This window comes from Sphingomonas sp. RB1R13, assembly GCF_036663775.1.
GTDB lineage: Bacteria > Pseudomonadota > Alphaproteobacteria > Sphingomonadales > Sphingomonadaceae > Sphingomicrobium.
The window spans coordinates 392,951-413,854 of the sequence record NZ_JAXOJM010000001.1 but is presented as its reverse complement, the minus strand read 5'-3'; the positions used below and the strand labels follow the sequence as shown (position 1 = coordinate 413,854).

Here is a 20,904-nt window from a genome sequence, read left to right as displayed (position 1 = left end):
CGCCCGTCCTCGCTTTCAGCGCAGTTAGAATTTTACGCTGATTTTGGCCTTAAACTGCCGACCATAGATCGCGTTCGTCCGCAGCGCCTCCCGAACGCCATCATAGGTCCGCTGCCGGCTGTTGAGGAGATTGTTTCCTTCGATGCTGAGCGACACGGCCTTATCGAAATCAAAGCGGATCGTCGTGGAAAGATCAGTGTATTTGTCGTTGTAGATGCCAGTCGCGGCTGCGGAAAGCCCGACCAGATACTGATCGCGCCAATTATAGGCGACCCGAACGCTCAGGGGGCCGCGCTCATAGTATCCGATCAGATTGACGTTGTTCTTCGAAAGGCCAGGAAAAGGCAGCGTGCGGCCGCTGATGTCGGTGATTGGCGTTTTCGAATCGATCAACGAATAGGTCGCCACGATACCGAAACCGTCGAACGGAGCTGGCAGGAAATAGAATGGCAACTGGGCGAGCATCTCCACGCCCTTGACCTTGGCCCCCGCCCCGTTGACGTTGCGATTGATCAGGTAATTGACGCCACCATAGCTCTCCGCACTTTGCCGCTGGACGATGAAGCTCGAAATGTCCTTGTAGAAAAGACCGAGTGAAACAAGCGCCTGCTTGCCGAAATAATATTCGATTGATCCGTCGAGCTGTTTCGCCTTGAATGGATTGAGCCCCGGTGCACCACCCGTGCCCGTGCCCGGCGACGTCTGAACCCCATTCACGAAGACGGCATTGTTGCTGAGCGTCACACCATTGTTCAGGTCTTCGGTATTGGGGAATGCGACGACCTTTGCAGCCCCGAGCCGCAGTACCAACGCCTTTCCGACCGCCAGTTTCGCAACACCCGAGGGCAACCATTCGCGGTCTTGACGCAGAAACACCGTAGGCGTCGCGCCGCCTGCGGCATTGATGATGTTCCCGATCGACGTAAGGTCACGGTCGACATAGCGAAGTCCGACGTTTCCGGTTAACTTGCTGGCGGCGAGTTCGGTCCCGAAGTTCAGCTTGCCATAGGCGTCTACGAACCGCTCCTTAACCTGAAAGGTGCCGGCAAGCGAGTTGGTGGTTGTCCCCGGACTTGTGCACTGAATATTCTGGGATATCGCAGGAATGGAAGTAAAGGCAGCGCAACCGGTAACGGTGTTGGGATTTGCCGCAAGGAAGGTTCGGGGCAGACCCATGAACCCCTGCGGCAGAAAGTTGGGATTGGCGTAGGTCGTCACGAAGTCGCCAAGCGAACTTGCCACGAGACCGCCAGCGGGCCGAATGTCGGCGCGCAAAGGGTTCTGCAGCGAGTGCAGACGGCTATAGCGCGCGCCGAATTGCAAATTGTCGAGAAAGCCGTTTCCAGTATCGACTGTCCAATCCGACCGGGCGTCGAGACTGTCCGTCTTTGCGCGGAAAAGCTGGTCGAACAGGATCGTGAATCGAAGCTGCGCAGGGTCTGTCAGGTTGATCCCGTTGATTACAAAGCTGCCATATGGCGTGTTCGTGAAATCGAAGGCGACCGTTGGCGTTATCGTCGAGATCGGTTGAAGCCGAAAATAGAGCTGTCGATAGCTCGACGTTGAGCGACCGTAAGAAACTTCGGCAGATGTCGTGATGGCGTCGCTCAAACGAACCTTGCCGCGCACAGCGGACGACCAGACATCCGAACCGACCGTTGCAAATTCGGTGTTCGTGAGAACGGCCGTCGTCGCGGCTCCCTTTAACAGGATATTATTGGGGGAATAGGTAGCTCCGCTCAGGCCCGCGGTGGGATTGAAGGAAAGCCAGTGACGGTTCCGGTCGGAATCGAGCTTCGAATAAAAAGTGTCGGCGATGATTTCGACATCGGTGCTGGGCTGCCATTGAATGGTGCCCGACAGTCCTAGCTTGCGACGACGCTCGTTGATCTCCTGCGCGCGCACATCGGCGTTACCAAAGCGGAATACTGCCGGGGTCACGGTTGCGTCAGAAAAACGCCTGTAGCCCGAGAAGGTGTCGAGGCTTTGCTGCGACAGGTCGCGCTGCGAATACGAGGCGGTTACCAAGATCCCGAGCGTCCCATCGGCGGTGCGCGTGTTAGCAATTCCGAACAGTTCGAAGCCCGGCTTCTTGGCCAGCTGATCGTATGACAAGGCGGCGCTTGCAGCGATCTGGCTCCGCGTGCCTTCAAGCGGCTTGCGCGTCTGGATATCAACGACTCCGCCGATCGACCCTGCGATCTGATCGGCACCGGCCAGCTTGGTTACCGACAGTCGCGAAATCAGCCCCGACGGAACCAGCGCCAACAGCCCGTAGGTCGAGGTGCCGAGCTGGTCGAGGCCGTTGCCTCCGCGACCGGTCGCATCGTAGATCTGACGGCCATCGAACAGAATGACGTTCTGGCGCAGTCCCCGAATCGAAATGTCGGTGCCTTCACCAATTCCGCGGTCGACTTGAACGCCGGAAACGCGCGCGAGCGATTCGGCAACATTGGTATCGGGCAATTTGCCGATATCGCCGGCTACGATGGCATCCACGAACTGCGTGGATTCTCGCTTGATATCTCGCGCGGCGGCAAGGCTGCGTCGGATACCGGTCACAACGATATCATTCGGGCCTGTTGCAACAGCAGGAGCACCTTCCGCGGGGGCCGCCGTCTTTTGCGCCATGGCCGGAGACGCTAGTGCTGTCGAAACTGCCAAAACCGCTGGCCATGAAATCCGGATCGCTGATCTCGTCATCTCGACACCCCCTGTCTACTTGCTTCTTAAATTGCGCTTCGAATGTGTCTATGGAAGCAACGAAAGCTACGCAAGACTTATTTGACTCATCATCGAGGATCCTTCTATTGCTTTACAAGCAACAGTGCGGAACTGACAGGGGCGAGTGATGGTCGATTTATCCGGTGTGTTCCCCATCATGCCCACCGTCTTCGACGTCCACGGTGAGCTTGACCGCGAGGGCATGCTCAACGTGGTCGATTACCTCGTTCGGTGCGGCGCAACCGGGGTCGTATTTCCAGGTCTTGCGAGCGAACATGACCAACTCACACGTCAGGAGCGGATCGCCACTACGCAGGCTATCGGGGAGTGGCTGGCCGGTCGTGCAACGTTCATCGTTGGAGCGAGCGCCGCAACGCCGGCCGACGCAATCACTTACGCCCGGGCCGGTGCGGAGGCGGGGGCGGTGGCGGCGATGGTTCTTACACCTTCAGCACTGGGGTCCGATGTCGAGGCGTTGACCGGGTTCTACGACGCGCTTGGTCGGCAGGCCGGGCTGCCGATCATGCTCCAGAACGCACCGGCACCGATGGGTGCCGGATTATCCCCATCTACCGTGGGGGAATTGGCCATGAAGGTTGATGTGATCCGGTTTGTCAAAGAGGAAGCAATGCCATCAGGCCAACGAATCACGGCGCTTGCCCGATATAAGACGGCGCTTGATGGCGTGTTCGGTGGAGCCGGCGCGCGCTATGTCATCGACGAATTGCGACGGGGGGCAAAAGGCACGATGCCGGCCTGCGAGATCACCGAAGTTCACGTCGCCATGCTTGCGGCGTTCGAGAGCGGCGACGAAAATCACGCTCGCCAGCTGTTCGAACGCACCTTACCGCTCCTTAGTATGCAGGCGGTATTCCGCTGGCGGCTGACGAAGGAAGTGCTCCGCCGGCGTGGCTTGATACGCTCTGCTTTCGTGCGCGCGCCCGGCCCCGAACTCGATCCGTTCGACCACCGCGAACTCGGCGTCTTGCTCGAACGGATCGCGGACCTACTGCACATCGCACCTGTCGTGGCTGAAGCCGCCCAATGAACCCCGTCGTCGCCATCGAGACATTTATTGTCACCTCGCCCCGCGACGTCCCCTATCTTGGGCCGCTCGGCCCTGGCGAAGCGATCAACGCCAAGGGATACGTAGTCAGGAAGGGCAACGGGACCCTCTACCCAACGACGGATCGGTCCGTGGCGGTCCGAATTACGGCCCGGGACGGCACCGTCGGGTGGGGAGAAACCTACGGGATTTGCGCGCCACGCGCGGTTTGCGAAATCATCGATGACCTGTTTGCCCCGGTCGTAGTCGGGACCGAGCCCGGCGACGTGGAGTCCACCTGGGACACGCTTTACGGACTGATGCGCGTGCGCGGTCATTCCAGCGGCTTCACGGTGGACGGCATTGCTGCCATCGACATCGCACTGTGGGACCTACGGGCACGCCAACTCGGCTTGCCTCTGTGGGCGGTAATCGGCGAGCGCGTCCACGACCGAATTCCCAGCTACGTTTCGGGGCTACCCGCAGGGTCGCTCCAGCAGCGGGTTGCTCTCGCCGTCCAGTGGAAAGAAAAGGGGCATCGGGCGATCAAATTCGCCGCCGTCATCAGCCACGACGGCATCGCCGAAGAGTTCGCTGCGCTTCGCAGCGCGCTTGGTCCCGACGTCGACCTGATGGCGGACCTTCACTGGAAATTTGACCCTCCAACCGCAGTGGCGCTTTCTTCGCGGCTCGCACCTTTCACCCCGCGATTCATTGAGGCCCCAGTTAGCCCCGAGGATGTAGGCGGCCTAGCCTACGTCATTGCTCACAGCGAAGTCCCGATCGCCGCTGGCGAGGAATGGAGCACCGAATATGAAGCCGCGCTTCGCCTCAATGGAGGCGGGCTTGCGTTCATCCAGCCCGAAATGGCGCACACGGGGGTCACGCAATTCTTACGGATCCTCAGATTAGCCGAGCGTGCTGGCATCGCTGTCGCGCCCCATGCCACCATTGGAACTGGCATCTTCCTGGCAGCCAGTCTGCACGCCTCGGCGACGAGCTCCGGACTGTGGCGGCACGAATGGCAGCCCTCGGTGTTCGACGGCAACTTGAAGCACTTACAGACCAGCATGGCTGCGGACTCTGAGGGTTATTTGCTTCCCGAAGGCATGGGGCTGGGTGCAACCCCGGCGGAGGCATTCTGGCGTCGCGCCGAACCCATCACGAGTTTTCCAGTGCCGTGACCCTGCGTCCCGCCAACCGGAACGCGAAGAAGGCGACGATCCAGGCGAGCGGATGTAATAAGGCCATCAACGTGAAAGCCCGGTCGAAATTACCCGAGGTTACCAGCATTCCCACTGCTTGGGTCGAGAGCAGTCCACCCAAGCCGCTTCCGGCAGCGATGACCCCGAAGACCGTCGCAACGCGACGCTGGGGGTATATATCGACGATCAATGTACTGATATTTATCTGAAACACGAGGTGCGCGAACGCCACCGTCGAGGCGATTAGGTACAGCGTTGGGAGCGCGGGGTGGGTAGCCGCAAGCGCGCCAACCGGCGCAATGGCCGCCGCCATCGCCATGGCCATGATCCGGCTCTTCTCGGGGGCGGTTCCACGCGAAACAAGGCGGCTTGAAATCATTCCGCCCCCGACACTTCCGAGGTCGGCTGCGAGATAGACCAGCCAGGCGGAGGCGGCGACAGCGGATAACGCCATTGACCGTTCGTCGGTCAAATATTTGGGGAACCAGAACAGGTAGAAATACCAGACGGGATCCGCGATAGCACGCGACAGCGCAAGCAGCCAGATTGTCGGATCAGTCAAGATCTCGCGCCACAGCGCCGGCTCGGATTCAAGCCGTTCGGCTCCAGGCACGACCTTCAATAATCCTCGGCTGACAAACATCCACCCCAGCAGCCAGACCAGGCCCGCCGCTCCCGTCGCCATGAACGCGGCCCGCCATCCGAAGGTCAGCGCAATTCCGCCGATCAGCGGCGGAGCAAGCGTTGCACCCACCATTGCCCCTGCCGTGTAGATGCCCAAGGCCAGTCCGCGTTCCCTTGGTTCGAAAAGCTCGGCGACGAGTTTCGGTCCGACGGTGTAATTGCCCGCCTCGCCCAGTCCGAGCGCAAACCGAGAAGCGCCGAGTTCGGCGGCATTTCGCACCAGTCCGGTCAACATGTTGGCAATTGACCACCAGGCGACGAACAGGCCCAAAGCCAGCCGGCTTCCAAGCCGATCGGTGATGCGTCCCGCAAGGAGATACGCAAGCGTGTAAGCCGCCAGGAACAACTGGACGACGTGCGCATATCCGATATCGGTGATTCCCAGATCTCGCTGAACCGTCGAAGCGAGGATCGAAAGTGCCTGCCGGTCCAAGTAATTGAGGACCGTCGAGCCGAACAACATCGCCAGGATCGCCCATCGAACCCCCGACCGCGGCAATCCGAGCACGATTGTCATGCCATCACTCCCCAAACCATCTGTTGCACTGATAGCAATAACGAGAGGCGATGCAATGCGTGTCGGAGGTTCAGTCGCGGATGTCCTGCGTCGCCTTGTGCAACGCTTCTACCAAGGGTTGCGTCGCGGACTCGGGTATCCACCCCGACATTGCGACGCCCGCATGGGCAGGATCGCCGGTGGTTACGGCAACGATGTGATGATCACGATCATCCGCGACGTGAACACGGGCAAAGCCTTGCGCGCGGACAGTCGCCAACAGCGCAAGCAAAGCATCAATGCCGTCCGGGAACCGCGGGATGTCTCGTCCAGCATAAAGGCTGCGTATCTCGTCGTCGTCCCGCTCCGCGAGCAGTGCGATGCCGATGCCACTCGTCGTTGCCGGAAGCAGGCCGATACGACCAAGGCCGCGCGACGCTTCGATGCCCGGCGGCGCATGGAAAAGGTAGCTTACGTTGTCGTTCCACAGAACGCCCATTGCGACGGTGTGACCAAATCGTCTTAGCTGCTCGAGTTCGGGGAGCGCGCGACGCACCAGCCCCGATGCGAAGAGGCTTTGCGCCGCAAGGACATGCATCCCCGGACCTGCCGTATATTTGCGATTAGCCGTCTGCCTAGCGATCCCGAGATAAGCGAGCGTCTTGAGCAAACGGTTCACCTTCGATGGATCCAAGGCCAGCGCGCGCGCCAGTTCCCGGCATCCTACGGGCTCGGCCGAGGATGCCAGCGCCTGCAAAGTCGCCATGCCATCAATCAAACTCTGGTTTGGCTGAGCGCTGTTTTGAGCGGACATGATATAATCCATGAAGACTTTGTATTGCCTAGAGACACATTCACCTTACAACGCAAGCCGCTAGGTCGCATCGTGAAAAGACAAGGAACTCCCGCAACGCGGCCGTTGAGCCGGAATCGAGAAATGGTCTTGATCGGAACAGAATTCAGACGATCGCTTTGAGCCACGGTTGATAGCGCATGATTCCCTTCACCCGCTCCATCGCTATCACGCTTCGATCATAGAGGTGGCCCGGCAAAACTGGACAGTGCGTTAAGTGGAGTGTCTGCCTGAAGGTGGCCTGGATGGCTGTCGAACAGGAGAGATGATGACGAAGCGAACGCGCCGGAACCACAGTCCGGCATTCAAGGCGAGAGTGGCGCTGGCAGCCGTGAAGGGCGAGAAGACGCTGGCCGAGTTGGCGCAGCAGTTCGACGTTCACCCGAACCAGATCACGACCTGGCGCTCGCAGCTTCTGGAAGGCGCCGCCGGTGTTTTCGGATCAGACGTGCGAACTGGACCTGCGGAGCCGATGATCGACGTGAAAACGCTGCACGCCAAGATCGGCGAGTTGACGTTGGTGAATGATTTTTGTCCGGGGCGCTCGGCAAGGCGGGACTGTTGCCGAGCGCAAAACGATGATCGACCGTGTCCACGCGCTGCCGATTGCCCCGCAGGCGCGGGAGCTGGGGATCAGCCGCGGCAGTGTTTATTATATGCCAAGGCCGGTGCCGGCGTCCGATCTTGCCATCATGCGGCGGATCGACGAGCTGCACATGGACTTTGCGTTCGCTGGCAGCCGGATGTTGCGCGATCTGCTTGGAGCCGAAGGCGTCAAGGTCGGCTGCCTGCATGTTGCCACGCTGATGAAGAAGATGGGCGTGGCGGCGATCTACCGGCGGCCGAACACGTCGAAGCCGGAGCCGGGCCACAAGATCTATCCGTATCTGCTGCGCAAGCTGGCGGTGACGCGGCCCAACCAGGTCTGGGCCACGGACATAACCTATATCCCGATGGCGCGCGGGTTCGTATACTTCGTCGCATCGTTGACTGGTTCAGCCGGCGGGTGCTGGCCTGGCGGCTGTCGATCACGCTGACGACGGACTTTTGCATCGAGGCTTTGGAGGAAGCGCTGGCGCGCTTCGGCAAGCCCGACATCTTCAATACCGACCAGGGCAGTCAGTTCACGAGTATCGGCTTCACCTCTGTCCTCCAACGCGAGAAGATTGCGATCAGCATGGACGGCAGGAGCGCCTGGCGGGACAATGTGTTTGTTGAGCGCCTGTGGCGCTCGGTCAAATACGAGGAGGTCTATCTGCGGGCTAAATGCCTCGGTCAGCGATGCCCGCTCGTCGATCGGCCGGTATCTGACGTTCTACAATACCCGACGGCCGCATTCTTCACTTGACCGCAAGACACCCGATCAGGCCTACTTCAACCAACCGCTCCTCGCAGCGGCATGAAACCGGCAGACGCTCCACTTAACAAACGCGCGAGCCTGTTCAAACAAACCGAGCCACCTCTCTCGACTATCTAGCCGGAAAGCCGACCGGCGGCTTTCGGGAATTGACTGTCGATGTCGGAACGACGGGGACTGGGCGCACTCCGGCCGAGCCACGACAGGAGCTTGCGCTCGGGCCGCGATACCGATGACGGTCACTCAACGGAAGGCCCGGATCTGCCTTTCCCGATGACCCAACTCACTCCACCGTCTCGAATGACGCCGGCAACAGACTTACCCACGTGACGCTCAAGAATGGGCCGCCACGGAACCAGCGAGAACTCGCGAGACTTTTCGATCAGTGCGAAGCGGCCGCTTGCCAGGTCTATCCGTCGCCTGAATACACCGTCGATCCGATCACCCTGCCGCGCTTCCTCGAACGGCTTGCCAAGCTCTTCCGAGAGCCGCTTCCCCATCATCAAAAGCTCGCGTTGCTGGAGCGTAGACAGCATGTCGGGGCGATAGGTCATTCGTCCGCTGACTTGCTCGGCTAGCTCGTGCTCGATCAGCCACGCCTGCCGGGACATCTGAGCGGAACGGATTTCGCGACCGAACCCCGCGTCGCGAACCGGTAGAGGCTCGGCTGAGGTCAACTCGCGATCGAGCCAAGTAGCCGCGTTCATGGTCCTAAGCCTATCAAGCGGAACGCTGGACAGGACTTCGACAGTCACGGGCCGATCGACCGTAAGCCTAGCTTCGAATGCGGACGCGCGTTCGAGATGATCCGGTCCAATGACCCAGCGTCCGTCGGGTTCACGGTCGACGCTGCGCATAATCCGCCGCAACGCCTCAAGTCGGCGGACATGCGTTTCGGCGAACGCCTCGCTTGCGTTAGGGTCGAAGCGAAGGTGAGCGTCGATTGTGTAGTTGCCGTCATTCGCCGCTGCGACCGCAGCAATTGTTCGATCAACCTCACGCACACCTCGCGGTGAGCCCACGACACGTATAATCGCGTCCTGAAGCAGAGGTTCGACCGCATCGCCCTTGCCGATGCCGATGTAGTGGCTGCGCCCATCGATCCCGTCGACGACCAGATAATGGCGATCATTAAGTTCATCGGCGAGGCCACGCGCGACGACGCGGCCCACGATCGGCTGCATTTCGCTGCTGTCCTCGATGACCTGGTCGGCGGCGGCGCGCTCGGGAAGGCGGGCACTCAGTTCACGCTGCATCGTGCGGATGATGTCGCCGCGCTCGCCCATCCGGCGGAGCGTATCCTCAAGGCTGTCAGCAAGCTGCCACCGACCACCGCCTCGGTAATCCGCGAGGCCAAGTCGTTCGAGGGTCTTGAGTCGACCAGCGCGAAGCGATTGTTGTAGCGGATCGCGGTCAGCCGACGACACCATCCTATCACCATCCATGGCACGAACGAGCCGGCGATCGATCGCGGTCAGGCGTTCCTGGCCAACATCGTGGCGCAAACGCTCTTCGATCTCGAGGTCGGTGCGCGGTCCGAGGTCGAGACTCACGAGGGCACACGCGCGCTCGCGGAATCCGTGGGCAATATACTCGTGGGCGATGATCAGATTTTCGCCGCGATCATCCTTGCCGCGGAGCATGATGTGCGAGTGTGGATGACCGGTGTCGCGATGGTCGGCGGCAACCCAATCGAGCTTGGTCCCCAGATCCTCTTCCATCTGCGTCATTAGCCGCCGCACGAATGGTTTAAGGTCGGGATATTCATCGCCGTCCTCCGCCGATACAATGAAACGGAACTGGTGACGATCGCCGCTGCCACGCTCGACGAAGGCCGCGCCATCGGCGACGTCGCGATCAGCCGAGTAGAGGCCGGCAGGTGCTCCGTCGGGTGTGGCGCTGTCACGCTGGATATAGCGCAGGTGGGCGCGACTCGCCGAGACCCCTTTCGTGCCTAGCTTGACTAGCCGCGCCTTGATAACGACGCGACGGCTGCGGAGACCGGAATGGCGATCGCCGCCGCGCAGCACTCGGCCGACGCTCGCGCCTCGCCCAATCCGACTGCCGTCGAAACGGCGTGATCTGACGCCGGTAGACGCGCCCGTCCGCGCTGTCGCAGCGACAATCCGGCCAAGGAATTTCCGAGTGCGCTTGCCGCTCGGCCCGCTAGCGCGAAGGCGGCCAAGGCGAGGCTTGAACTCGTCGTCCGTCATGGCAGGAGCACGCCAACGAGCGCTCGCGTGGCGGCGGCTCGACGATAAGAGGAGGACCTAGGGCGTTGCTCGCGATCTGCGCGGGAAAGCGCCGGATTACTGCCATTCCTATTCGACCTATCTCCCTCAAGCGAGACCCTGTCTCGCGATAAAAAGATGTGCAGACAGACACTTAGCAGGGCCAGCGAGGCACTGCCTTTATCTTGCATTCTTATTTGGGGTCGTTTTTCTGCAAGTCTTCGCCATCGCCATTCTCCCTTTTTACCAGTCAAGGCCGTAGTAATCCACGCCCACTTCAAAGGTCGCTCGCAGTCGTCGAGATCAGATACGCCGTGCATTCTTCCGTGCTCATCGAGGGCAGTTTTAGGTGGCACGAAGCCAGCGTTCGAACCCTCGAGGCACATGTCGCTATCGGAGTCACGGGGCAGCATCACAGGCAATACGGCGTGGTCCGGCGTGGCCGGCCACAGGCAAGATACCGTGCTTCCCGTCTTCCTGGTCTGTATCATCGCTCATCCGCTTGCGCGGATCTCCTCAGCTTGTTGAACCGCTCACCGGCGGCGTGAACAGGTGATCATCATCCTCATGACCGCGCGTAACTCAGGCGCTTTTCCTTGGCGGTGACCCATGTTGCTACCTGCTCTGCGGTCGCATCGAGATCGCCGACATAGAAGGTCCCGTCGCGCCACATCGCGTGCATCACGACCGCCAGCTTGCGCGCAACCGCGACGCGAGCCTTGGCATGACACTTGGTCTGGGCCAGCTTGAGACCCCAGCTTTTGATCGTATCGCTGCCCTTGAAGCGCGTCAGCATCGCCGACGCAGCCTCGTACAACGCGCGGCGAACATCTGGATCGCCGGCCTTGCTGATGCGACCCTTGATGTCGATCGAGGTGCCCGACTGCCATCGTTTGGAGGTCAGGCCGAAGTAGGCCGCGACGTCGCGCGAGCGCCGGAACCGTGTCGGATCCTCGATCGCGGTGCTGAAGCTGAGCGCGGTGACAGGCCCCACGCCGGGGATTGCCATCAGGCGGCGACACAGCTCGTCCCGCATCGTGATCTGCACGACCAGCTTGTTCAGCGCGAGGTATTCGACCCACAGTGCCGACCGGGCGCGGAGCATCGCTTCCATCAGTCCCAGCGTCATTGGATCGCCCTCGACCGCCTTCAGGACGGCGCGTTCGAAGCCGCCGCGGCCGACCTTCCCAAGCTTGATCCCGAACACCTTGAGCGAGTGACGGACGCTGTTTTCGAGGTCGAGGAACTTGCGTTTGAGGTTGCGGCGCTGGCTCAGCAGCAGTCGTAACCGGTGGCAGGCCGCGCTCTTCACATGCGCCTCCCGGAACCACCCCGTGCGCATGAGATGGGCGATTCCGAGCGCGTCAGCCGCGTCGGTCTTGTTGCGCTGCGCGGCCATCGCTGCACGAACGTGGCGCGTTTCCATGCAGATAACTGGTACTCCGAGCGCGAGCAGCTCGGCGTGCAGCCACGGAGTCAGTGATCCGGCTTCATGGCCGACGCGTCGCATTCGGTCGGCGAACTTCTCCAGGGCCTGACCGATCATCGCGGGATCGGTTGTGACCGACGTGCGCATCACGACATCGCCGCCGTCGGTGACGACGCAGATGGCGGTCTCGTCGATCGACACATCGAGGCCTGCAAAATACTCCATTTGACGGCTCCTTCGCTTGCGTTTTGCCACCGCAAGCGTCGGCCCAGAGGTAGAGTCGACGCAAGGAACCAGTGCGTCACTCGGCTTGGACTGGGCCGCCCGGTCGTCCGCCAAGTCACGCCCAAATACAGCGGCAATCCCTTCTCTCCCTCCATTTCTCCCCCATCCTCGCCAACCAAACAAGAATTGGCATCAGTTTCCCCCCGCCATTTCGCCGTCGGAGTACCGTCCAAAAGGGGCGCTATCGAACGTCCCTTTCGCTGCCGCTCGCCCATAGAATAGGCGCCGCCAGACCTCAGATTCGGGGTTGCTGCGCTTCGCTTTTCAGTCATTGGTGGGGCCGTTCGATCGCGAATATGCCGTTGTTCTGAGCTGGATTTCGCCCTGTCGGTGTCGCGTTCGTTAGGTCGCGCCGAAGCACGAACATCAGTTCGCGCGGCTGGGTCTGCGGGGTGATTGCGGTTGCCGTTGCTCGCCCCGTGACCGTATTGAGATAGGCTACCGTCTCGGCTGGCAGCCGCTGCCGCCGCGCAAGATAGGCCGCGTAGCGTGCCGGTCCAGCGTTGTAGGCGGCGATCATGCCAGGGTAGCCAAAACGTGTCCCGAGCTTGCGCAGGTAGGCAGTCCCAGCAAGGATATTGTCGCGTGGGTCATGAGGATTGGGCCCAAGTCGAAGCTCGGATCGAAGCTCGGCCCACGTCCCGGGCATCAACTGCATGAGCCCCATCGCGCCCGCCCGGCTGGCGATCGGGCGGCCGTTGAGCGTCGTTCGTCCGCCGCTTTCTGCGCGAATGACCGACGCGATAATGCTTTGGGAGACGCCGAACCGTTGCGACGCCTCGGCGATTAGCGGCTGCCACCGGCCAACCGACGACGGTCCAGCTGGGGCGTCACCGACCAACGCGACGGCCATGGCCAGGCTCAGCGCTGCCATAACAACACCGCCTTGCCATGGATCGCCTCGTTCGCGACCGGCCCGAAATAACGGCTGTCGAATGACCTGGCCGGGCGATTGAGGAGCAGAAACTGGCCCGCTCGGAGTCGACGACAGCCGTTCCACCAAGGCATTAAGCGGCCCTCGGCGTCACGCTTGCGCCGATGCGCAAGGGTCAGCCCATTGACGATAATGCGCGTTCGCATCGCGCACACCCGGCTCCCTTGCATGGCTGCGATGCGCTTCACGAGAGGCACGCCGGAGGGCAGATAACCGCGCATCGCGGCGAGCTTGCGGACACCCGCCGGTGTCCGCACGGCGACCATATCGCCGATCTCCAGCGACGTTCCCGGAGTGATCAGGTAGAGCCCGACCGGGGCGCTGGCGCTCGCATTCCACAGCAAGCGGACCTTCGGCGGATGAGCAATCGTGCCGAGCAGGATGCCGATCCCGAGACCGATGAGCGAAGCGCGAATAAGCAGAGAGCGATGCCTGGAGAAAATCTGAATGCCCGGTTCGGCGGGCGGGAGACCGCCCTCTTCTGCCGCCTCAAACACGTGACTGATCCACGCCGCGCACGTCGCGCGACCAGGTGTCGAGGTCGTCGATGTGGTAGCGGACGAAGCGGCAGTGGCGGCGAAACGGCGGGCCGCCGTCGCTGCTGCGCATCATCTGGAGCGTGCGGGGGCTTAACCCCAGATAGAAGGCGGCTTGCTCGGTATTAAGAAACGGGCTGCCCTTCTTGGCGCGCTGGGCGCGGTCGAAATCGTCTTCCATGGATCCTCGGCGTGTTTGGCGGAGGGCACCACGCCGTCCGCTGCGCCGGGAATGGCCGCGCCCGACGGTCGCCGGGAGGCTCGCAAATCGACCCTCCCGATTTGCGATCCGGGTCGACTTGACCTGATGGAAAAGGCCCCGCCGCGCATCGCGCGGCGGGGTGATCCGAGGCTCAGCGGGACCAGATCAGCGCCTGCTCGCCGCCCTCGCCTTCGATCAGCGAGGCGTAGATCGGACCCGGGAAGCTGGGGTCATCGAGCTTGAGAGAGAGGTAGTCGCGGCCCTCGCGCGAGGTCTTCTTCCACGCCGCGCCGAACTCGACGGCGGCGTTGAACACGCGGTAGTCGGGGGCCTTGTCATTCTCCTTTTCGGACGGGCGGATAGTCGCTTTGACGTTGAGGGTGAGGGTGCGGATGGTGCCGGCGAGCATGCCATTGTCGCCGCTGGTGAAGGTTCCGATCTGTGCCATGATGTTATTCCTTGTGCTGGTCGCGACCGCCTGATGCGGCCTCGATGGCGCCTTGAGGCGCTGCGGCGGTCGGCCCGCACCCGTAGGGCCGAAGCGCAGCGGAGGACGGCGGCGGACGGGGTTTTTGCTGCGCGAGGAGCCGCAAAGCGGCGGGGAAAAAGCTCGTCGGCCGCCGTTGCGGGCATGAGGCCGGGGCGCGAAGCGCCCGAACCGCAGCGCCAGGCCAGCCAATCGACGAGGCCGTGAGGGCGGTTGTGAGCAGTGAAGTGACCCTAAGCCCGCGCTGATCGGGATACCGCGCCATGGTCAAAATTGCTTGCGCTTTACGCCAGGCTGTCCCTTCGACGCGAAGCGCACTGGCCATGAAGAAGGAATGAAGTGCAGGCAACCGCCACGCGTTCAGCTTATCGCTGGACTGCGCCGGAAGAACTCAAGCGCCTCGGAGAGCCACGAATATCTCCAACCGACGTCATCACGAAAAAGCGCGGTCACGATCGTGTAACGAGACGGTGGCGTAACAAGGCTCGTTGTCGATCTGTTCTCGCGAGTCGGCAATCGGCATCCCGCATGCCCGCGAACGACCGGGGGGTCAGCCATGTCGTCGAACAATGTCGAATATTATCGTAAGCGTGCGAGTGACGAACGGCGTTTGGCGCTGGCGGCGAGCCAGCAAAATGTCGCCGCGATTCACGAGGAACTGGCGAATCAGTATCAGGCGCTGGTCGATCAAGCCGAGCTGCGGCCGAAGCTGCGGATCGATTTCGCGGGCATCTCATCCTCAGATCAATCCGCCGCGTAAGCGGCAAAATTTCAACAATCAAAGCCGCGCGCCGTTGCCCGAAGGCGACGGCGCGCGGCGATTTTTCGAGCGACAAACGGGCGGCGGCGCATGCCACCGCCCGCATCGTCATGCGGCTGCAAGCGTCTCTTCGTGCGCGTCCTCGCCAGCGGGATCGGCCTCCGCCTCGATCACTGCCGCGACCTCTTGCACCTCCTCTGGCAATGTTGCGGCCTCGAATAAGGGTGCAACCTGGAGGGCATGGCTGACCGTCCGGAACCCGCCCCGGTCGGTGTAGGCAGCGGGCGGAAACGCCATCCAGCGCGGCAACCATGCCCGCTGGGGCCGACCGTTGGTCCCATCGATGAAGTCACGGACCAGCTGCTTTTGCGCCTTTACCTTCTCGCCAGCGTTCGCGCTGGCGACCGCCTCGCCGCCGATGTCGGCGAGCAGCGCATTGACGATGGCCTTGTCGCGGATCAGCTCGAAGAAGGCTGCATCGGGCTGCCACAGCGCAGCAATATCGACCCCGAGGTGAAGCCCGACCGCCTCGACGACCATGCTGCCCGCCTCAAGGCTCTCGCCCATCGCGACCGCGATCACATCGAGGATTTGCGCTTCGGTCAGGGTCAACAGCTTGGCGAACAGCTCCGCCGTGGCGTAGCCATCGCCGAACCTCCCGACCACCGTTGCCGCGTCCGGATCGAAGTCGAGCATGGCCAGTACAGCGCGCCGCTTAGCATCGAACGCCGCTTCGGCGGGGGCATTCTCGATGCTTTCGGCGATCATGTCATTGCCGCTTCGCTGCGGCTCGGCTTGGACCCGGAACAGGTGCGACCCGGCAATGACATGCGCGACCATCAGCCGAAGCGCAGCGCCGTGATGATCGGTCAGCGTAGCGCGTACCGCCGCATGTCGGTGCAAGTCGACATAGGTCTGCATGCTGCTGCTGACCTCGGGGCGGGCGGGCTTGATCAGCTCGACCTCGCTCTCGCCACGCGCGGCGCGGCGCGCCTTCTCCGCCTCGCGGCGGCTGACATAGCCTTCGTGTAACGCGACCTCGCCGCGATGCGAGATGGCAATATAGACCTTGCCGCCTTTCGACTTGGCGGTCTTCTCATGCTCCCACGACTGGAAATAGTCGTGCGGCCCGAGGATCACGACCTCGCTCCACCCGGCCTCAAGATAGGCCAGTCGCCGCGCCTCAACCGCCGCGCGCTGGGCTTCCCAAAACGCGTTGGCGTCGGCAAAATAGCCTGCATCGCCGAACAGGTCAGCGACGATCTGGCCGGTGAAAGAGGCAAGGTCGAACAGCGCGACGCCGGTAGCGATGGGCTGGCCCCCGAACAGCCATTGCTTCAAACTATGACCGGTCGGGGCATAGGCGTCCTTGTCATTCAACAGCGCCAGCCACTCCTTCTGCTGCGCCTTGCTCGCCATTGTCAGATGGCGGACGCTAGCCGGATCGATCTCGTCGCGGGCATAGGCTTCCCTGATCTTGGGCAGGAGATTGCCGAGCGCCAGCGTGCGGCGAACCTGCACTTCCTCCATTCCGAAGGTCGCGGCGATATGCTCGGGGCGGCGTCCTTCCTTGGTGACGAGCCGGGTGAACGTCTCCCATTGTTCGACCTCGTGGGCGTCCAATCGCGCGACATTCTCGATCAGCGAGGCTTCGAGCGCGGCGGCATCGTCGCCCGGCTCCATCACCGCGCAGGGCAGCGGATCGCCGCTGCCGCCCTCGTCGGCAACCGCCTTGGCGGCGAAGAAGCGTCGGCGACCGGCGACGATCTCATAGGTATCGGGCGAGCCGTTGGCGCGAACGAGCAACGGCACAAGCACGCCACGCGCGCGGACGGAGGGGAGGATATCGCTTATCTCGGGCAGCTTTTTTGAGGCGCGCATGTTGGCGGGCGAGATCGACAGATGGTCGAGGGCGATGTGGGCAAGTTGCATGATGAGTTCCTTTCTTGGGATTGCCTCCGCTCGAAGACTGGGCCGAGCGCCGGGAGGCGCGGCGCGCGGCCCAAACCGGTTTTCAGGGTGGCGGCTGGCGTTCGGGGTCAGTGCGCTGCGCGCGCCCGCTGATCCCGAACAGGTCGAGCTGGTTGCGCGCGGCCATGTCGAACAGGCCAAGGTCGAGCGGCTTTTGCGGGCGGGTCGGCAGCAAGGGCGCGGCCATCCGCGCCTGCAACCGGTCGCGCATCGTGATCGGCACGACGCCGGGGACAAGTCGCTGCTCGCCGACGGGCGTCGGTTCGGACAGGTGCGCGGACGCGATTGGAAGGGGCGATGCGGTCACGATGCCAGCTCCATGCGCTCGGCTTCGGCGACTGCCGGGGCGGCGATTGCGGCCTGATTGTCCTGCGGAGCGTCGGGCTGGAATGCCAGCAGATAGTCGGCGGCGCGGCTGGCGTGGCTCGCAGCGCGAAAGATCGCGCGCGGATCGGCGCGCAACACCTCAAGCCACGAGGCCAGATAGTCGGCATGGCGAACGGTCGGCACGATCCCGAGCGCGGCGCAGAGATAGGCGGAGGCCAGTTCGGCGCATAGTTCTTCGCGGGCATAGTCCGCCGACCCGAACGGGTGTGACTGATCACGGCCAAGACGCGAGTGATGCCCGGTCCAGTGGCCAAGCTCGTGCAGCGCGGTGCGGTAATAATCGATCTGGTGATGGAAGGCAGGCTGCGGCGGAACCTGCACATAATCCGCGCCCGGTGCGTAATAGGCCTTGGCTCCGCCGATGCGGAAGTCCGCTCGGCAAGCGACTATCAGCGCCTCGGCAATCGGCATCGTCTCGCACTCGGGAAGCGGCGGCGCGGCAATGGCGAGACGCTCGGGCAAGCCATCGCACTGGTCGATGTTGAACAGGGCGAAGCGCTTGAGGAAAGGGATCGTGCGGGGATCGTCGCCCTCGCTCCGCGCCCGTTCGCGCTCGTTCTCGGGGGTAAAGCAGTCGGCATAAACGACCGTCACGCCGCGCTCGCCTTTGCGGACGCACCCACCTGCGTCGAGCGCCTGGGCGAAGGTCAGCCAGCCTTGCGAGGCATGACCGCGCTCGATCACTGCGCCCCACAGCAAGAGAATATTGATCCCCGAATAGCGTCGCCCGGTGACGGCATTGCACGGCAGGCCCGGCGCGGCGGTCGCGCTGCTCCACGGTTGGACCCACGGGAACCGTCCCGCCTCCAGCTCGGCAATTATGCGCGCTGTGACCTCGGCATACAGCGAAACGCGCGGCTGCTCGCTTTCAGCGCGTGCCCCGCGAGCGCCTCTTCCGCCTCGCGCCCGGCCTTTGCCCGCACCCGCGCGCGAAGTGCGCATTGTCCCGTCGTGACGCATCGGTCCTTCCTTTCAAATCTCACACCGGACCCCGGAGAAGCGGGGTGGGCGGCGACTGGCGACCTGGAAGGTCCGCATTGAGCGGACGGCGGCACCGGAACGGCCGCAACGCAGTGGAGGACTGGCGCGAAGCGCCGGTTGCCGCTGGCCGCGGCGGACCTAGAGGGGAGCGCCGGCCAACCCGCTTGTCCGGGTCCGGCAATAATAGCGCCGCGCCGCGCAAGCGGCGCGTCCATGTCAGGGACCGAGGGTCCCGTCGCGCCATGCGATCGTCACCCGTAGGGCCGGGACGCTCCGCGGCCTGGCATGGTAGAGCGCGGTCGCGCGTCAGCGCGAGGCGTCGGACCTCAGGTCATGCGAGCCACGAAGCAAATCGAGATAACCGCCGCCGATCATCCCATTCGCATCGCGCAGCAGACGCTGGACGCGCAGTCGGAGAAAGTCGGATCGTGTTCGCCATTCTCCGACCACATCGGGACCGAACAGCACCCCGGCGATGTCGCGTTGCGAGGCGCCCAAGGTACTTAAATCATGTGCCCGGAGCATCATTACCCACCGCTCGGCCTTGGGTTCACGCGGATGAAGGCGACGCGAAAACCGGCCGAGACGGTGCAACGCCAACAATCGCTGCAGGGTCAACATCTGCGCTTCGGAGTTTTCGAAGCCCGCGAGCCGATAGTGAAGTTTGACGGAACCTTGGAGCAGTGTCCCCGACACGACATCGAGCCGGATGCGCTTCATTCCGTCGGATATCGACAGATGCTCCGAGCCGGACGTCCCGACGATCGTCGTAGTGGGAATAGTCAGTCGATCAATGCGGAAGGCATCGGAATGGTCCGGAGCGATCGGCTCGGCAGCACAGGAAACAACAGAATGATCGACCGTGGCGCTCCAGACGACATGGTTGGAAATCGCGTGCGAGGGCGCTGCCTCAGCCATAGTGAAGTCCCCAGCGCAGCAAGCTACATTCCATCGCTGTCTCAGAGTGAATAACGATGACTGAGCTGGTCGCAGTACGCGCTATTGTCGTTAGTGCAGGGAACGTAAAATCCGGATTGCGGCGAAGCCATTCCCACGCCCAACCGGCCCTATCCAGTTCACGCAGATGCCCATAACTCGACGTCAGACTGGCGGAGTGGGCGACAGAAACCCGCAAATCTGACGACACGCTCGTTCCTCCAATTCAGGAGGCGACCAACAAGATCGACTCCGACTAGAACGAAAAATGAAGTTGCAGGGTAATTCCTATTTTAATCCAACAAAACGACGATGCGCTCATTTTGTCGGATTTATGCGCGTGGGATGAGCGGGCATACGGTCCGTTAGCGGAGGCGGCGCCCTACCCAGACGACTCGCCCGATGATGTCGACGTCAGCCAGCTCGCAGTCCGGCCAACTAGGATAGCTGTCATTGTCGCTCTGGATGATGATCCGCCGGGATGCCGGACTAGGAGCAATACGTTTCACGAGAAGAACATCGTCGCGGCGCAGAACGTAGATCCCATCGCGCAGCCGCTCGACGCCGTCGCCGGCGTCGACGAGAATATCGTCTCCGTCCGAAAGCGTCGGTGTCATCGAGTCGCCCTGAACTTTGATCACCGACAAGTCACTCGACTTGCTCCGAGACACACGTCGAAGCCACCTCTCGTCAAACCCGATATGAGCGTTTTCGCTCTCGCTGTCGTTGAACGCGCCAGGCCCCGCAGAAGCGTCGACGTTGAGACGGGGCACCGGGATGAGGGACGAAGAGGTTCGTGAAGCATCACTTGAATCGTGCCCCGGACCGCCCAGTTCGACTTCCGATATCCCGAAATAGCGAGCGAGGGTGTGACGATCGCTCTCGCTCAGCCGCTTGGGTACGCCCCGCCGGATAAACTGCTGAATATAGGCGGAGTTTCGCCCGATCAGCCGCGACAGGCTGGCATAATCCTCGCGGCGCTCCTGGATCAGGCGCTCAAGCACGGCTCGTTGATCGACGTTTGTCATATCCAGAACATAGGACGGACATTTACCCTAGACAAGTAGGAATTGACTAACGATCATAGGGCTTGATCGAGTCGAGGTTGTTATGCTGCTGCACCGCGTTGAAAAGTATCTCCGGGCCACTCGGACTCCACCCACTCGCTTCGGCCGCGAGGTGTTAGGAGATTCGCGCTTCGTATTCGATCTTAGGTGCGGACGCGACCCGCGACCATCGACCGTTCAAAAAGTAAGTTCATTTCTTGACAAAAACCCGATCTGACTAACGACCTGATTATGACGATGGCTACCCGATGCCGGCACAGACGGCCGAAGGCGGAGGGCCATACGCGAGACTTTCCCAGGTAGTCTCAACTTCCGTGAGGTGCGCCATTGCGCC

Annotated in this window: 17 protein-coding genes and 2 pseudogenes; 4 read left to right on the top strand and 15 right to left on the bottom strand. The window is 62.2% G+C overall.

Translation table 11 applies throughout. The features are described 5' to 3' along the window. Positions 1 to 24 precede the first annotated feature (24 nt). Entirely contained in the window at positions 25 to 2,631 is a 2,607-nt protein-coding gene (locus U1700_RS02025; RefSeq protein ID WP_332749690.1) for a TonB-dependent receptor, read from the bottom strand. 220 nt (positions 2,632 to 2,851) lie between these two features. On the opposite strand from U1700_RS02025, the gene U1700_RS02020 reads away from it, so the two are divergent. Both U1700_RS02020 and U1700_RS02015 read left to right on the top strand, forming a co-directional pair. Then, on the top strand, positions 2,852 to 3,772 hold the full coding sequence (locus U1700_RS02020; RefSeq protein ID WP_332749688.1) for a dihydrodipicolinate synthase family protein: 921 nt from the start codon (positions 2,852 to 2,854) through the stop codon (positions 3,770 to 3,772). After that, positions 3,769 to 4,953 carry a mandelate racemase/muconate lactonizing enzyme family protein gene (locus tag U1700_RS02015; protein WP_332749687.1) on the top strand — a complete coding sequence of 395 codons (1,185 nt, stop codon included), beginning with the start codon at positions 3,769 to 3,771 and terminating at the stop codon, positions 4,951 to 4,953. The genes U1700_RS02020 and U1700_RS02015 overlap by 4 nt, the downstream gene beginning before the upstream one ends. Here the strand turns inward: U1700_RS02015 and U1700_RS02010 are convergent. Next, positions 4,931 to 6,175 (bottom strand): MFS transporter, encoded by a 1,245-nt coding sequence (locus U1700_RS02010; protein ID WP_332749685.1) that lies wholly within the window; start codon positions 6,173 to 6,175, stop codon positions 4,931 to 4,933. The genes U1700_RS02015 and U1700_RS02010 overlap by 23 nt on opposite strands. Before the next feature lie 70 nt (positions 6,176 to 6,245). Further along, positions 6,246 to 6,980, bottom strand: a complete 735-nt coding sequence (locus tag U1700_RS02005; protein WP_332749683.1) for an IclR family transcriptional regulator — start codon at positions 6,978 to 6,980, stop codon at positions 6,246 to 6,248. Positions 6,981 to 7,275: 295 nt separating this feature from the next. Here U1700_RS02005 and U1700_RS15565 point away from each other — a divergent pair. Continuing rightward, positions 7,276 to 8,410, top strand: a pseudogene (locus tag U1700_RS15565) (IS3 family transposase). A gap of 193 nt (positions 8,411 to 8,603) precedes the next feature. Here U1700_RS15565 and rlxS read toward each other — a convergent pair. From rlxS to U1700_RS01960, 6 genes and pseudogenes are all read right to left on the bottom strand, one after another. Next, a complete protein-coding gene (gene rlxS / locus U1700_RS01985) occupies positions 8,604 to 10,577 on the bottom strand; it encodes a relaxase/mobilization nuclease RlxS (protein WP_332749679.1) in 1,974 nt (657 codons plus the stop codon). A gap of 660 nt (positions 10,578 to 11,237) precedes the next feature. Then, positions 11,238 to 12,249, bottom strand: a pseudogene (locus U1700_RS01980) (IS110 family transposase); the annotation flags it as partial. 328 nt (positions 12,250 to 12,577) lie between these two features. Further along, positions 12,578 to 13,183 carry a lytic transglycosylase domain-containing protein gene (locus U1700_RS01975; RefSeq protein ID WP_332749678.1) on the bottom strand — a complete coding sequence of 202 codons (606 nt, stop codon included), beginning with the start codon at positions 13,181 to 13,183 and terminating at the stop codon, positions 12,578 to 12,580. After that, positions 13,171 to 13,740: a S26 family signal peptidase gene (locus U1700_RS01970; protein ID WP_332749677.1), complete on the bottom strand. Its 570-nt coding sequence runs from the start codon at positions 13,738 to 13,740 to the stop codon at positions 13,171 to 13,173. The genes U1700_RS01975 and U1700_RS01970 overlap by 13 nt, the downstream gene beginning before the upstream one ends. Next, positions 13,733 to 13,960, bottom strand: a complete 228-nt coding sequence (locus U1700_RS01965; protein WP_332749676.1) for a helix-turn-helix domain-containing protein — start codon at positions 13,958 to 13,960, stop codon at positions 13,733 to 13,735. Before U1700_RS01965 ends, U1700_RS01970 begins: the two co-directional genes overlap by 8 nt. A gap of 172 nt (positions 13,961 to 14,132) precedes the next feature. Continuing rightward, positions 14,133 to 14,429: a DUF736 domain-containing protein gene (locus U1700_RS01960; protein WP_332749674.1), complete on the bottom strand. Its 297-nt coding sequence runs from the start codon at positions 14,427 to 14,429 to the stop codon at positions 14,133 to 14,135. A 649-nt stretch (positions 14,430 to 15,078) separates the two neighbouring features. Between U1700_RS01960 and U1700_RS01955 the strand changes: the two genes are divergently transcribed. Continuing rightward, the gene (locus U1700_RS01955) at positions 15,079 to 15,228 is read left to right on the top strand and encodes a hypothetical protein (protein WP_332749672.1); all 150 of its coding nucleotides are present in this window, start codon (positions 15,079 to 15,081) and stop codon (positions 15,226 to 15,228) included. Between the two features lie 108 nt (positions 15,229 to 15,336). On the opposite strand, the gene U1700_RS01950 is transcribed toward U1700_RS01955, so the two are convergent. The 6 genes from U1700_RS01950 to U1700_RS01930 all read right to left on the bottom strand — a co-directional run bounded on the left by U1700_RS01950 (position 15,337) and on the right by U1700_RS01930 (position 20,531). Further along, entirely contained in the window at positions 15,337 to 17,160 is a 1,824-nt protein-coding gene (locus U1700_RS01950; RefSeq protein WP_332749670.1) for a ParB/RepB/Spo0J family partition protein, read from the bottom strand. 82 nt (positions 17,161 to 17,242) lie between these two features. Further along, entirely contained in the window at positions 17,243 to 17,506 is a 264-nt protein-coding gene (locus U1700_RS01945) for a hypothetical protein (RefSeq protein WP_332749668.1), read from the bottom strand. Further along, positions 17,503 to 18,528: an ArdC family protein gene (locus U1700_RS01940; RefSeq protein ID WP_443025894.1), complete on the bottom strand. Its 1,026-nt coding sequence runs from the start codon at positions 18,526 to 18,528 to the stop codon at positions 17,503 to 17,505. The genes U1700_RS01945 and U1700_RS01940 overlap by 4 nt, the downstream gene beginning before the upstream one ends. A gap of 345 nt (positions 18,529 to 18,873) precedes the next feature. Further along, positions 18,874 to 19,485 carry a DNA -binding domain-containing protein gene (locus U1700_RS01935; protein WP_332749664.1) on the bottom strand — a complete coding sequence of 204 codons (612 nt, stop codon included), beginning with the start codon at positions 19,483 to 19,485 and terminating at the stop codon, positions 18,874 to 18,876. Beyond that, positions 19,478 to 19,714: a transcriptional regulator domain-containing protein gene (locus U1700_RS15560; protein ID WP_443025867.1), complete on the bottom strand. Its 237-nt coding sequence runs from the start codon at positions 19,712 to 19,714 to the stop codon at positions 19,478 to 19,480. The genes U1700_RS01935 and U1700_RS15560 overlap by 8 nt, the downstream gene beginning before the upstream one ends. A gap of 154 nt (positions 19,715 to 19,868) precedes the next feature. Beyond that, a complete protein-coding gene (locus tag U1700_RS01930; protein ID WP_332749662.1) occupies positions 19,869 to 20,531 on the bottom strand; it encodes a S24 family peptidase in 663 nt (220 codons plus the stop codon). Between the last annotated feature and the right edge of the window lie 373 nt (positions 20,532 to 20,904).